The organism is Streptomyces sp. NPDC028368, assembly GCF_055565615.1.
Window position 1 is genome coordinate 287,118 of record NZ_JBVHTY010000003.1, and the last position, 12,605, is coordinate 299,722.

General features: G+C 70.8%; 12 protein-coding genes and 1 pseudogene. 7 read left to right on the forward strand and 6 right to left on the reverse strand.

Annotation, left to right across the window (positions count from 1 at the left end; translation table 11 throughout):
- Positions 1–151 precede the first annotated feature (151 nt).
- Together ACZ4S3_RS08350 and ACZ4S3_RS08355 are read left to right on the forward strand one after the other, a co-directional pair.
- Positions 152–397, forward strand: a complete 246-nt coding sequence (locus tag ACZ4S3_RS08350) for a hypothetical protein (RefSeq protein ID WP_467928279.1) — start codon at positions 152–154, stop codon at positions 395–397.
- Positions 394–594, forward strand: a complete 201-nt coding sequence (locus ACZ4S3_RS08355; RefSeq protein WP_467928282.1) for a hypothetical protein — start codon at positions 394–396, stop codon at positions 592–594. Before ACZ4S3_RS08350 ends, ACZ4S3_RS08355 begins: the two co-directional genes overlap by 4 nt.
- A 102-nt stretch (positions 595–696) precedes the next feature.
- Here the strand turns inward: ACZ4S3_RS08355 and ACZ4S3_RS08360 are convergent, their stop codons facing one another.
- Positions 697–2,367, reverse strand: coding sequence for a fumarate hydratase (locus tag ACZ4S3_RS08360; protein ID WP_467928286.1), 1,671 nt, complete (start codon positions 2,365–2,367; stop codon positions 697–699).
- 704 nt (positions 2,368–3,071) lie between these two features.
- On the opposite strand from ACZ4S3_RS08360, the pseudogene ACZ4S3_RS08365 reads away from it, so the two are divergent.
- Both ACZ4S3_RS08365 and ACZ4S3_RS08370 read left to right on the forward strand, forming a co-directional pair.
- Positions 3,072–3,761, forward strand: a pseudogene (locus tag ACZ4S3_RS08365) (DUF1707 SHOCT-like domain-containing protein); the annotation flags it as partial.
- A 395-nt stretch (positions 3,762–4,156) separates the two neighbouring features.
- Positions 4,157–4,519 carry a WhiB family transcriptional regulator gene (locus ACZ4S3_RS08370; protein WP_467928290.1) on the forward strand — a complete coding sequence of 121 codons (363 nt, stop codon included), beginning with the start codon at positions 4,157–4,159 and terminating at the stop codon, positions 4,517–4,519.
- A 255-nt stretch (positions 4,520–4,774) separates the two neighbouring features.
- Here ACZ4S3_RS08370 and glpX read toward each other — a convergent pair whose 3' ends face one another.
- Positions 4,775–5,806 carry a class II fructose-bisphosphatase gene (gene glpX / locus ACZ4S3_RS08375; RefSeq protein ID WP_467928294.1) on the reverse strand — a complete coding sequence of 344 codons (1,032 nt, stop codon included), beginning with the start codon at positions 5,804–5,806 and terminating at the stop codon, positions 4,775–4,777.
- 203 nt (positions 5,807–6,009) lie between these two features.
- Here glpX and ACZ4S3_RS08380 point away from each other — a divergent pair, with 203 nt between their 5' ends.
- The gene (locus tag ACZ4S3_RS08380) at positions 6,010–6,546 is read left to right on the forward strand and encodes a DUF4245 domain-containing protein (RefSeq protein ID WP_467929649.1); all 537 of its coding nucleotides are present in this window, start codon (positions 6,010–6,012) and stop codon (positions 6,544–6,546) included.
- Between the two features lie 174 nt (positions 6,547–6,720).
- Here ACZ4S3_RS08380 and ACZ4S3_RS08385 read toward each other — a convergent pair whose 3' ends face one another.
- From ACZ4S3_RS08385 to ACZ4S3_RS08400, 4 genes are all read right to left on the reverse strand, one after another.
- Complete coding sequence (locus ACZ4S3_RS08385; RefSeq protein ID WP_467928299.1) at positions 6,721–7,314, reverse strand: malonic semialdehyde reductase; 594 nt, start codon at positions 7,312–7,314, stop codon at positions 6,721–6,723.
- Between the two features lie 236 nt (positions 7,315–7,550).
- On the reverse strand, positions 7,551–7,853 hold the full coding sequence (locus tag ACZ4S3_RS08390) for an exodeoxyribonuclease VII small subunit (RefSeq protein ID WP_467928303.1): 303 nt from the start codon (positions 7,851–7,853) through the stop codon (positions 7,551–7,553).
- Between the two features lie 10 nt (positions 7,854–7,863).
- Positions 7,864–9,111 (reverse strand): exodeoxyribonuclease VII large subunit, encoded by a 1,248-nt coding sequence (gene xseA, locus ACZ4S3_RS08395; RefSeq protein ID WP_467928307.1) that lies wholly within the window; start codon positions 9,109–9,111, stop codon positions 7,864–7,866.
- Between the two features lie 47 nt (positions 9,112–9,158).
- Entirely contained in the window at positions 9,159–10,553 is a 1,395-nt protein-coding gene (locus ACZ4S3_RS08400) for an APC family permease (protein ID WP_467928312.1), read from the reverse strand.
- An 81-nt stretch (positions 10,554–10,634) separates the two neighbouring features.
- Between ACZ4S3_RS08400 and ACZ4S3_RS08405 the strand changes: the two genes are divergently transcribed.
- Both ACZ4S3_RS08405 and ppgK read left to right on the forward strand, forming a co-directional pair.
- Entirely contained in the window at positions 10,635–11,672 is a 1,038-nt protein-coding gene (locus tag ACZ4S3_RS08405; protein WP_467928316.1) for a 4-hydroxy-3-methylbut-2-enyl diphosphate reductase, read from the forward strand.
- A gap of 77 nt (positions 11,673–11,749) precedes the next feature.
- The gene (ppgK, locus tag ACZ4S3_RS08410; protein ID WP_467928322.1) at positions 11,750–12,592 is read left to right on the forward strand and encodes a polyphosphate--glucose phosphotransferase; all 843 of its coding nucleotides are present in this window, start codon (positions 11,750–11,752) and stop codon (positions 12,590–12,592) included.
- Positions 12,593–12,605: the final 13 nt, after the last annotated feature.

Genomic DNA, 12,605 nt, shown 5'->3' on the forward strand with positions numbered 1-12,605 from the left:
CAAGGCTACGCCGCATGGCGACGATGTGAACACGGAACGTGACGATCCGCCCGCGAGGGCTGCGGACGACACGTAAGACCCCGGCAGCCGACTCCACCGACCCCGGGGCATGGCCAACGCTTGATCCTCTTCATCGCGAAGGAGCGTCAACATGGGGCATGTTATTGCCCGTTGCCTCGCCTGGGTGCGCGCTTTACTCATCCCGCGGGCAGCGGGACGGCACCGAGCCGCGACCCCCGCCGCGCATACCTGCACCTGCCGGGTGACCGTCCCTACGGTCCTCGTCCGGCCGGGAAATCCCCCTCGGCTCCCGCTCCGGGTCCGGCGGCACCGGCCCGACGCCGAGCTGTTCGGTGACGAGGCCGGTTACGAGGCCGGTTACGAGGCCGCCTCATGAACGCCGATGGGACGCCGCCCGCGCCCTCTCCGCCCCGGCAGTCCCTGATGACCCTGCGCGTCTACACAACGGGCCCCGACGGTGTGGTCAAGGAGGAGCACGCCCAGATGCACGTCGTCGCCGGGGACCGCTTCGACCCGTACTGCCTCTCCCAGGCGTGGCCGCCGTGCGCCTGCCCCCGCCACCGGCACCGGTAGGCCCCTCTTCGGGCAGGGCCCCGCATGCCTACGGCCATCACCCACTCCGCGTGGGTGATGGCCGTAGGCCCGGTACAGCGGCTCCGCGCTACGCGCTACCCGCTACGCCTGCCGCACCGGAATGCTCGTGAACGTCGGCGTCGGGGCCGGGTCCTGGAAGAAGTCGTTGCCCTTGTCGTCGACGACGATGAAGGCGGGGAAGTTCTCGACCTCGATCTTCCAGACGGCTTCCATGCCGAGCTCCTCGTACTCCAGAACCTCGACCTTCTTGATGCAGTCCTGCGCCAGGCGGGCGGCCGGGCCGCCGATGGAGCCGAGGTAGAAGCCGCCGTGTGTACCGCAGGCGTCGGTGACCTGCTGGGAGCGGTTGCCCTTCGCCAGCATGACCTTGGAGCCGCCGGCTGCCTGGAACTGCTCGACGTACGCGTCCATCCGGCCCGCCGTCGTCGGGCCGAACGAACCGGACGCGTAGCCCTCGGGGGTCTTCGCCGGGCCCGCGTAGTACACCGGGTGGTCCTTGAGGTACTGCGGCATCTCCTCGCCGGCGTCCAGGCGCTCCTTGATCTTCGCGTGGGCGATGTCACGGGCGACGACCAGCGTGCCGGTGAGGGAGAGGCGGGTCTTGACCGGGTGCTTGGTCAGCTCGGCCAGGACGTCGTCCATGGGCCGGTTGAGGTCGATCGCGACCGCGTCGAGGTCCGCGCCGGCACCCTCCGTCAGCTCCTCCTCCGTGGTCTCCGGGAGGAAGCGGACCGGGTCGGTCTCCAGCTGCTCCAGGAAGACGCCCTCGGCGGTGATCTTCGCGACGGCCTGACGGTCCGCGGAGCAGGAGACCGCGATCGCGACGGGACAGGACGCGCCGTGCCGGGGGAGACGCACCACCCGTACGTCATGGCAGAAGTACTTGCCGCCGAACTGCGCGCCGATGCCGATCTTCTGCGTCAGCTCGAAGACCTTGTCCTCCAGCTCCTTGTCGCGGAAGCCGTGGCCGGTCGGCGAGCCCTCGGCCGGCAGCTCGTCCAGGTAGTGGGCGGAGGCGTACTTGGCGGTCTTGAGGGCGTACTCGGCACTCGTACCACCGACGACGATCGCCAGGTGGTACGGGGGGCAGGCCGCCGTGCCCAGCGAACGGATCTTCTGCTCCAGGAACTTCATCATGGAGGCCTCGTTGAGGACCGCCTTGGTCTCCTGGAAGAGGAAGGACTTGTTGGCGCTGCCGCCGCCCTTGGCCATGAAGAGGAACTTGTAGGCGCCGCCGTCGGTCGCGTACAGCTCGATCTGGGCGGGGAGATTCGACCCGGTGTTCTTCTCGTCCCACATCGTCAGCGGGGCCATCTGCGAGTAGCGCAGGTTGAGCTCGGTGTAGGCGTCGTAGATGCCGCGCGAGAGCGCTTCCTCGTCGCCGCCCTGGGTGAGCACGTTCTGGCCGCGCTTGCCCATCACGATCGCCGTGCCGGTGTCCTGGCACATCGGCAGCACGCCCGCCGCCGCGATATTGGCGTTCTTCAGCAGGTCGAGCGCCACGAAGCGGTCGTTGGCGCTGGCCTCGGGGTCATCCAGGATCTTGCGGAGCTGGGCGAGGTGGGTCGGTCGCAGATAGTGCGAAATGTCGTGCATCGCCTCGGCGGCCAGCTTGCGCAGCGCCTCCGGCTCGACCTTGAGGAACGTACGGCCGTCGGCCTCGAAGGTGCTCACACCCTCCGAAGTGACCAGGCGGTAGGGGGTGTTGTCCTCACCGGTGGGCAGCAGGTCGGTGTAGGCGAATTCCGGCATTTGGGGATGATTCCTTACTCGGAGGGGTGTGGCTGGCTTCAACGGCAGCACCTCACCAGCGTAGAACCCTGACAGCCGGCCGCCGCTGTGAGGTAGGGCTCAGTGGCCGGATGGGGTGGCGGGCTGGGGTGACGGGCTGGGCGGCGAGGCGGACCGGGGTGGGGCGGGCTCGGCGGACCGGGTTGGCGGACCGGGTTGGTGGACCTGGTGCGGGGCGGGCCCGGTGGGCCGGGTTGGCGGACCTCCGGGGCGGGCTCGGTGGGCAGGGCTTACCGCTCGGCCGGGCCCCGGCGGGCCGACTCGATGGCCCGACCCGGCGGGCCACCCCTCTCCGCTCAACCGGAGGCCGAGCTGCCCCCCCGAGGCCGGGATGCCCCCCGAGGCCGAGCTGCCCCCAAGGCCGAGCCGCCCCCGAGACCGAGCTGCACCCAAGGCCGAGCTGCACCCAAGGCCGGGCCGCCCCCGAGACCGGGCTGCGCCCAAGGCCGGGCTTGACCTGAGACCCAGGGGTCGATCACCCTCCGAGGGAACTGATTACTCTCCGTAATCGTTGCCGCAATAGGAAGGCAGGTGAACGAGGCACACGCGACGCGTCGGCCGGGGACTAGTCGCGATCTATCGCGTTTCGGTACGCTGATGCCGTGGACGCTGCAGACAACGGGGGACGACCGGGCCCCGAGACCCCGCCCGGACCGCATCACAACCTGGGGCAGGAGCGGGAGCCGGAGCAGGAGCCGGGACGGCAGCCGGTGAAGCCGGCCCCGGTGAATCTGACCAAGGTGGCCGAGGCGGAGATGCGCGCATCCGACGCGGACCGCGACCGGATCGCCGAGATCCTGCGCGAGGCGCTGGCGGAGGGCCGGCTGGACGCCGAGGAGCACGCCGAGCGGATCGACGTGGTCTACCGCGCCAAGACCATGGGCGAGCTGGAGCCCGTGGTCCGGGACCTGCCCGCGCCGGGCGGCGGCAGCCGTACGCGCTCCGCTTCGGGCGCGTATGCGTACGGGCCCGCCGTCCCCATGCCGGACCAGAACCTGGTGGCGGTCTTCAGCGCGTCCGTCCGTAAGGGCCGCTGGCAGGTGCCCGCGCGGATCAACGCCGTCGCGATCTTCGGTGCCGTGGAGATCGATCTGACCGAGGCGGTCTTCCCGCAGCAGCAGGTGCAGATCAATGTCACCTCCATCTTCGGCAGCGTGGACATCCGGGTCCCGGAGAACGTCACGCTGCGCAGCAGTGGCTCCGGCGTGCTGGGCGCCTTCGAGATCGCGACGAACGAGGCGGCGGACGAGAACGCTCCGCAGGTGCTGGTCAACGGCTATGCGGTGCTGGGCAGTGTGGAGGCCAAGCCCAAGCGCGGCGCCTGGATTCGCGATCTGCGCGACCGGCTGCGCAAGGATCCGGACGAGCTGCACGGGGACCCGCGCGAGCGGTACGACCGGCATGAGCGGTACGACCGGCGGCGCGAGGCGCGCCAGGAGCGGCTGGAGGAGCATCTCGACCGGCACGCCCGGATGATCGAGGACCGCCATGAACGGCATGAGCGGCGGCGGTTCGAGCGCCAAGAGCGCCGGGAGCGGCGGGACCGGTTCCGCCGGGGCGCCGGCGGCTGAGGCGCTTTTCAGGTTTCCGCTTTTCGGGTTTCCGCACGATCGCCACGGTGTGCATAAGAGTGCGTACAGCGGGTAGGGCTGGTGCATCGTCTCTCGTACGGCTGCGGGGTGCGAAAAGCCGTGCGCAGCGAGACGGGCAAGGGTGATTTCTTCGCCGAAGCCGTCGTCAGGAGTAGACCGTGCTGCTACCGCATCAGCCCCTGCAGGATGCCGTTGTCGTTCCGTCCCAGCGAGTGACCGCTGCTCGCGACGAGGCCGGCCCCTGGCATGCGGAGGCGGTGTGCCGCCGGGATGAAGCCGGGCTGTTCTTCGCCCCGTCCAAGGAGCCGACCGCCGCCCGGCTGGCCAGGGAAGAGGCCGCGAAGCGGGTCTGTGCCCGCTGTCCCGTGATGGTCGAGTGCCGGGAGCATGCGCTGCTCCAGCCGGAGCCGTACGGCGTCTGGGGCGGGCTGACGGCGGCCGAGCGCCGGGTCGTCCTGGCCCGCCGCCGACGCCGGGAGTCCGATCTCCAGCGCGCCGCCCATATGCCGGCGGCGGGCTGAGCTCCGCGGCGCGGCAGTTTCGGCTTCGGCTCGTAGGCCCCGTAGATGCCGGCATTTCGCCCCCGTCGGAAAACCTTCCGGCGGGGGCGAAACGCAGGTACGGCAGGTGCGGCAGGTATGGCAGGTACGGCAGATATGGCGTCTACGGCACATATGGCGCCTTTGAGCCGAAGCTGTCCGCTGAGGGCCGGCACTGTCGGCTGGGCCGGGCGAGCCGGCGCAGCTAGCGGCGGCTCGCCCGGGAAGCCGGCGCTGCTAGCTGGGTCGCTCGAAGTCCACCGAGCTGTACGCACGCAGCTTGGACAGCCGGTGCTGGGAGTCGATCTGGCGGATCGTGCCGGACTTGGAGCGCATCACCAGGGACTGGGTGTAGGCGTTCTCGGCGCGGTAGCGCACGCCGCGCAGCAGCTCGCCGTCGGTGATGCCGGTGGCGACGAAGAAGACGTTGTCGCCGCGGACCAGGTCGTCGATCTCCAGGACCTTGTCGAGGTCGTGGCCGGCGTCCAGCGCGCGCTGCCGCTCGTCGTCGTCCTTGGGCCACAGCTTGCCCTGGAAGGCGCCGCCCAGACACTTCAGCGCACAGGCCGCGATGATGCCCTCGGGCGTACCGCCGATGCCCAGCAGCAGGTCGATGCCGGTGCCCTCGCGGGCCGCCATGATCGCTCCCGCGACATCGCCGTCGGCGATGAACTTGATCCGGGCGCCGGCCTCGCGGACCTCCTTGACCAGGCCCTCGTGGCGGGGCCGGTCCAGGATGACCACGGTGACGTCCTCGACCGCGGACTTCTTCGCCTTGGCGATCCGCTTGATGTTCACGGCCACCGGGGCCGTGATGTCGACGAAGTCCGCGGCCTCCGGGCCGGTGGCGAGCTTGTCCATGTAGAAGACCGCGGACGGGTCGAACATCGAGCCGCGTTCGGCGACCGCCATCACGGAGACGGCGTTGGCCATGCCCTTGGCGGTCAGCGTCGTGCCGTCCACCGGGTCCACGGCCACGTCGCACTCCGGGCCGGTCCCGTCGCCGACGCGCTCGCCGTTGTAGAGCATCGGGGCGTTGTCCTTCTCGCCTTCCCCGATGACCACGACGCCGTTCATCGAGACGGTGTGGATCAGGGCGCGCATGGCCTTGACCGCCGCGCCGTCCGCGCCGTTCTTGTCACCTCGACCCACCCAGCGGCCGGACGCCATGGCACCGGCCTCGGTGACCCGGACGAGTTCCAGGGCGAGGTTGCGGTCCGGGGCCTCGGGGCTGACCTCGAGTTGGGACGGGAGATGATGCTCGGTCATCGAGCGCACCTTTCTGTACGGCGACGGCCGTGAAGGATGAGGGTGATACGACTTTATCCGTACGTCGCCAAAATGAGCAGTGGGCCCTTCGCATGAGCGGCGTCAAGGATGGCCGGAACCCGGCGTATGCACAGGTCGCGGCCGTGTCCGGGGGGCCTGTCGGGACCGCCGCGGCCATGGGGGACGATAGGGGCGTGGCAGGTATGCGAGGCAGGCAAACGGTGCGGGACATGGTCCTTTCGCTGGCGGTGATCGGCGTAGTGGTCGCGGCGGTCTATGTGTTCATTCCGCACGACGACAGTCGGAGCGCCGAGAACAACGCGGCCAAAACGGTGGACTACCGCGTCGAGGTCACCACCGCCCGGCGGGCCGCGCCCTATGCGGTCGCCGCGCCGCAGGGGCTCCCGAAGACCTGGCGCGCCACCTCCGTCTCGTACAAGGCGAGCGACGACGGCAAGGGCGGCGCCTGGCACCTGGGCATGCTGGACCCGGAGCAGCAGTACGCGGCCATCGAGCAGAGCGACGCGCCCGCGAAGAAGTTCATCCAGGACGTCACGCTCGGCGCGACCAAGGTCGAGGGCAAGCAGGCCGTCGGCAGCAAGAAGTGGGACCGCTACCAGGGCGACAGGTACCGGGCGCTGGTGCGCCGGGATCCCGGCGTCACGACGGTGATCACAGGCACCGCGCCGTACGGCCGGCTCGCGGATCTGGCAGCGGCCCTGGTGACGAAGAAGGGCTGAGCGGCCGACGAGGGCTGAGCAGCGGCAAAGGGCTGAGCGGCCGAGAAGGGCCGTGGGCCCGGAAACTGTACGAGGCCGCCGCATCCCTTGTGGGTGCGGCGGCCTCGTACGTGCGGTACCGGAGCGAATGCAGTACCGGGGCGTTGCCTTACCGGAGCGTGTGGCTTACCGGGCTCAGACCGTGGCGACGGCCTCGTCGAAGGTCAGGCGGGGGGAGCGGGGGAAGAAGGCGTCGGCGGCCGGCTTGCCGACGTTGATGACCAGGAAGGACTTCTGCTTGCCGTCGCCGAAGAACTCCTTGTCGATGCCGGTGAAGTCGAAGCCGGTCATCGGGCCGGCGGCCAGACCGGCGGCGCGGATGCCGAGGATGAGGTAACCGGCCTGCAGGGTGGCGTTCTGGGTGCCGGCGACCTCGCGGGCGGCCGCCTCGGCGAAGAAGGTGTCCTTGATGCCGGGGGCGTGCGGGAAGAGCGTCGGCAGCTTCTCGTGGAAGTCCAGGTCGACGGAGAGAACCAGGGTCAGCGGCGCATTCAGCGTCTTGGGGCCGTTGGCGCCCAGCGCGTGGTTGACCAGGCGCTGCCGGGCCTCTGCGGAACGGACCAGGGTGATCCGCAGCGGCGACTGGTTGAAGGCGGTCGGGGCGAACTTCACCAGGTCGTAGATGGCCTGGACCTGCTCATCGGTGACCGGCTCGTCCGTGAACGTGTTGGCGGTCTGGGCCTCGCGGAACAGGAGGTCCTGAGCGGCGGCGTCAAGGGCGAGAGACATAAGGGCACCTCGGAGAGTCGACTGGGTTTCAGGTCTACGGAAACCACTGTAAAGGGGATAGATTAATGTTCAACTAAAATCGTGGGATTGTGAGCGGATTCACACGATGCGCCCGCGTGGGACGGGGCACGCGAGTCCGGCCCCACACGCAGGCGAGCCCGCCCCGTACCCGAGCCTGTACGCGCGCCCGCCCCGCCCGCCCCGCTACGCCCGCCCCGCTCTACGCCCGCCCCGCTCTACGCCCGCCCCGCCTCCGCGTCCCCCGACGGCTCCGCCAGCGCCGCGTCCAGCCGGGCCCGCGCGCCCTCCAGCCAGTGGCGGCAGACCTTCGCCAGCTCCTCGCCGCGCTCCCACAGCGCCAGCGACTCCTCGAGCGTCGTGCCGCCCGCCTCCAGGCTGCGGACGACCTCGATCAGCTCGTCCCGCGCCTGCTCGTAACCGAGAACGGACTCCACCGCGGCATCCGCCCCGGCACCCGCCCCGGCCGCCGCACCCTGCTCGGCGGCGTCCGCCGCGCCGCCCGTCTTCGCCTTCGCCATGTCTCCCACCCTATGAGTCGGTCCGTGCGGCGGATGCGACAGCGCCAGGGACGCCGTCCACCCGCACCCTGAATTCGCCCTCGGCCACCCTGGCCCGCAATACGTCGTCCGCGCCCACCTCTTCCGGCGACCGCACCGCCGCCCCGTCCGGCTTCTGCAGCACCGCATAGCCGCGCTCCAGCGTCGCCTTGGGAGAGAGCGCGACCACCCGCGCCAGCGTGTGCGCCAGCTCCGAGTCGGCCCGGTCCAGCAGATGTCCCAGCGTCCGGCGGCCGCGCTCCAGCAGCGCGGTGATCTGCTCCTCGCGCTCCTCGACCATGCGCTGCGGCCGCTGCATCGACGGCCGGTGCAGCGCCGCCGCCAGCCCCCGCTCCTCCCGCTCCAGGAACCCGCCCACCGCGCGCAGTGCCCGCTCCCGCAGCTGCCGGACCCGGGACAGCTCCTCGCCCACGTCCGGTACGACCTTCTTCGCCGCGTCCGTGGGTGTCGACGCCCGCAGATCGGCGACCAGGTCCAGCAGCGGAGTGTCCGGCTCATGGCCGATCGCGGAGACGACGGGGGTACGGGCCGCGCCCACCGCCCGTACGAGCTGCTCGTCGGAGAACGGCAGCAGATCCTCCACGCTGCCGCCGCCGCGCGTCACGATGATCACGTCGACCTCGGGCAGCGCGTCCAGCTCCTGGACGGCCTCGATCACCTTCGGCACCGCATGCACCCCCTGCACCGGCACATTGCGCACCTCGAAGCGGACGGCCGGCCAGCGGTGCCGGGCGTTCTCCAGGACGTCGCGCTCGGCGGCGCTGGCCCGGCCGCAGACCAGCCCGATCAGCTGCGGCAGGAACGGCAGCGGCTTCTTGCGGTCCGCCGCGAACAGCCCCTCCGCCGCCAGCGTCTTCTTCAACTGCTCGAGCCGGGCGAGGAGTTCACCGACCCCGACCGGCCGGATCTCGGCGGCCCGCAGCGACAGCTGGCCGCGCGGTGCGTACCACTCCGGCTTGGCGTGCACCACCACCCGGGCGCCCTCGCTGATCACGTCGGCCACCTTGTCGAAGACCTGGCGGTAGCACGTCACGCTCAGCGAGATGTCGTACGACGGATCCCGCAGCGTCAGAAAGACCACACCCGCGCCGGGCCGCCGCGAGAGCTGGGTGATCTGCCCCTCGACCCATACGGCGCCCAGACGGTCGATCCACCCGCCGATGAGCCGGGACACCTCGCCGACCGGGATCGGCGTTTCCGCAGACGTTGAGAGAGCCATACGAGCGAGAGTAGCGGCGGCCACTGACAGTGCCGGTCCGGCGGCGCTCAGCCCCCGGCCGACCGGGTCCCCGCCCGTCGCCGGCCGGCGTACCGCACCGCCAGTACGGCCAGCCCCACCCCCAGCCAGATCCCGCCCACGGCCTGCGCCGCCCCGGACGCCTCGGCGATCACCGCGACCACGACGGCAATCCCCAGCAACGGCACCACCACATGCCGCAGCACGCTCGGCACCTCCGCCTGCCTGCGCACCCGGAACCAGCCGATCACCGAGGCGTGCAGCAGTCCGAACGCGGTCAGCGCGCCCACGTTCACGACCGACGACAGCTGGTCCAGCCCGTCGTCCCGGCGGGCCGCCCACACCGCCGCCACCAGCGTCACCACGGCCGCCCCCAGCAGCGCCCGGCGCGGCACCCCGCTGCCCGCGTCCACCTTCGACATGGCCCCCGGCAGCCGCCGGTCCCGCGCCATCGCGAACAGCAGCCGGCCCGCCGCGGCCTGCCCCGCCAGCGCCGCGAACGCCGCACCGATGGCCTTGCTCACCGCCACCAGGTCGTGCAGCCAACCACCGACCGCCGCATCGACCGTCGCGTAGAACGCCTCGCCCTGCTCACCGGGCCTCGCCGCCAGCTCGGCCGCCGTCATCGGGGCGAGCAGCGCCGCCAGATACGTCTGCACGGCGAAGAGCACACCCGCCACCACCAGGCAGGTGATCACCGCCCGCGCCACCCGCTGCGCCCCTCCGGCCGCCTCCTCCGCGAACGAGGCGATCGCATCGAAGCCCAGATACGACAGCACCGCCACCGACACCGCCGACAGCACCGCACCGACGGAGAAGCCGCCCTCGCCGGTCAGCGGCGCCGCCCAGCCACGCTGCGCACCATGGGCGGACAGCTCCACGACCGCCGCCACCACGAACACCGCGAGCACCGCGATCTCCAGCGCCAGCACCGCGAACCCGACGACGGCCGCGACCCGCACGCCCCACAGGTTCAGCAGCGTCGTCACGGCCACCGCGAGCGCCGTCCACACCCACTGGTGCACCGACGGCACCAGCGCATGCATCGCGATCCCGGAGAAGAGATACGCCACCGCCGGGATCAGCAGATAGTCCAGCATCGCCATCCACCCGGCGACGAACCCCGCACCCTCGCCCAGCCCCACCCGGGCGTACGTATAGACCGACCCGGCCTGCGGCGCGACCCGCACCATCTGCGCGTACGAATACGCCGTGAAGGCCATCGCGACCGTCGCCACGAGGTAGACGACGGTGATCGCGCCGTGCGACTTCGCCTGCAGGGTGCCGAAGATCCCGACCGGCGCCATCGGGGCGATGAACAGCAGCCCGTAGACGATCAGATCCCGGAATGTCAGCGTCCGCCGAAGTTCCCCGACTGCCCCGTCCGCCTCGTCGCCCGCTCTTACGCCGACCGTGCCCGGCATCCGTCCTCCTTCGTACGCGTTTCAACAGTCTGGGTCACCGGGCCGATCGACCGACGTCGGGCACGCCCTACGATGGACCGCATGACATCCCGCCCGTCGCCCACCACCGCCCCAAGTGGAGACGCTGCGCGTCGCAGTGACATCCAGCCGTCCGCCCGCAAGGTCCTGCTCGCCGCCCCCCGTGGCTACTGCGCGGGCGTGGACCGCGCCGTGATCGCCGTCGAGAAGGCCCTTGAGCAGTACGGTGCGCCCGTCTACGTACGCCACGAGATCGTGCACAACAAGTACGTCGTGAAGACCCTCGAGAAGAAGGGCGCGATCTTCGTCGACGAGACGCAAGAGGTGCCCGAGGGCAACATCGTCATCTTCTCGGCGCACGGCGTCGCCCCCGTCGTCCACGAAGAGGCCGAGCGCGGCAAGCTGGCCACCATCGACGCCACCTGCCCGCTGGTCACCAAGGTCCACAAGGAGGCCGTCCGGTTCGCCAAGGAGGACTACGACATCCTCCTGATCGGCCACGAGGGTCACGAAGAGGTCATCGGCACCAGCGGCGAGGCGCCCGAGCACATCACCCTCGTCGACGGCCCCGGGGACGTCGAGAACGTCGAGGTCCGCGACCCCGACAAGGTCGTCTGGCTCTCCCAGACCACCCTCTCCGTCGACGAGACCATGGAGACCGTGGACGCCCTCAAGGGCCGCTTCCCCAACCTCCTCTCGCCGCCCAGCGACGACATCTGCTACGCCACCCAGAACCGCCAGATCGCGGTGAAGCAGATGGGCGCGGAGGCCGACCTCGTCATCGTCGTCGGCTCCAAGAACTCCTCGAACTCCGTCCGCCTCGTCGAGGTCGCCCTCGGCGCCGGCGCACGCGGCGCCCACCTGGTCGACTACGCCGAGGAGATCGACGAGGCCTGGCTCGAGGGCGTCGGCACGGTCGGCGTCACCTCCGGCGCCTCCGTCCCCGAGATCCTCGTCCACGGCGTCCTGGACTGGCTCGCCCAGCGCGGCTACGAGGACGTCGAGACCGTCAAGGCCGCCGAGGAGTCCATCGCCTTCTCGCTGCCCAAGGAGCTCCGCCGCGACCTGCGCGCCGAGGCCAGGGCGGCCGCCGAGGGCTGAGCGCGGATGCCGTCCCGCAGGCGATTTCGTAGGCGATTCAAGGGGTGATCGGCCGTCCGCACGCCTAGCCTTTTCCCATGAGGGTCTTCGGTGTGGACATCGGCGGATCGGGCATCAAAGGTGCCCCGGTGGATCTCGAACGCGGCGATCTCGCCGAGGAGCGCTACAAGGTGCTCACCCCGCACCCGGCCACCCCGGAGGCGGTCGCGGACTGCGTCAAGCAGGTCGTGGACCACTTCGGCTGGTCGGGTCCGGTCGGCGCCACCTTCCCCGGCGTGGTCACCGGCGGTACGACGCGTACCGCCGCCAACGTCGACAAACGCTGGATCAACACCGACGCCGCGGCCCTGCTCACCGGCCGGCTGGGCGCCGGCACCCCCGTCACGCTGCTCAACGACGCGGACGCGGCAGGGCTGGCCGAGATGGAGTACGGCGCGGGCCGCGGCCGCACCGGCACGGTCATCGTGCTCACCCTGGGCACCGGCATCGGCAGCGCCGTCTTCACCGGCGGCCGGCTCATCCCCAACACCGAGCTCGGCCACCTGGAGCTGCACGGCCACGACGCCGAGACGCGCGCCTCGACCAAGGTCAAGGAGGACGAGGAGCTGAGCTGGCAGCACTGGGCGCACCGCGTCCAGAAGTACCTCGCCCATGTGGAGATGCTGTTCTCGCCCGAGCTGTTCGTGATCGGCGGCGGGGTGAGCCGCAAGGCGGAGAAATTCCTGCCGCTGATCGAGGGCATCAGGGCCGAGATCGTGCCGGCCCAGCTTCAGAACAATGCGGGGATTGTGGGCGCCGCGATGGCCGCCCATGCCGGTCGGGCTGCTGCGCCACCTCGCGCGGACGGTTCCCCTGCGCCCGCCCCATCGGCCCGCTCGGCTGTGGACTCACCGGTCGGCTGGCCCGACGCTGCGCGATGATCATCGCCTTGCG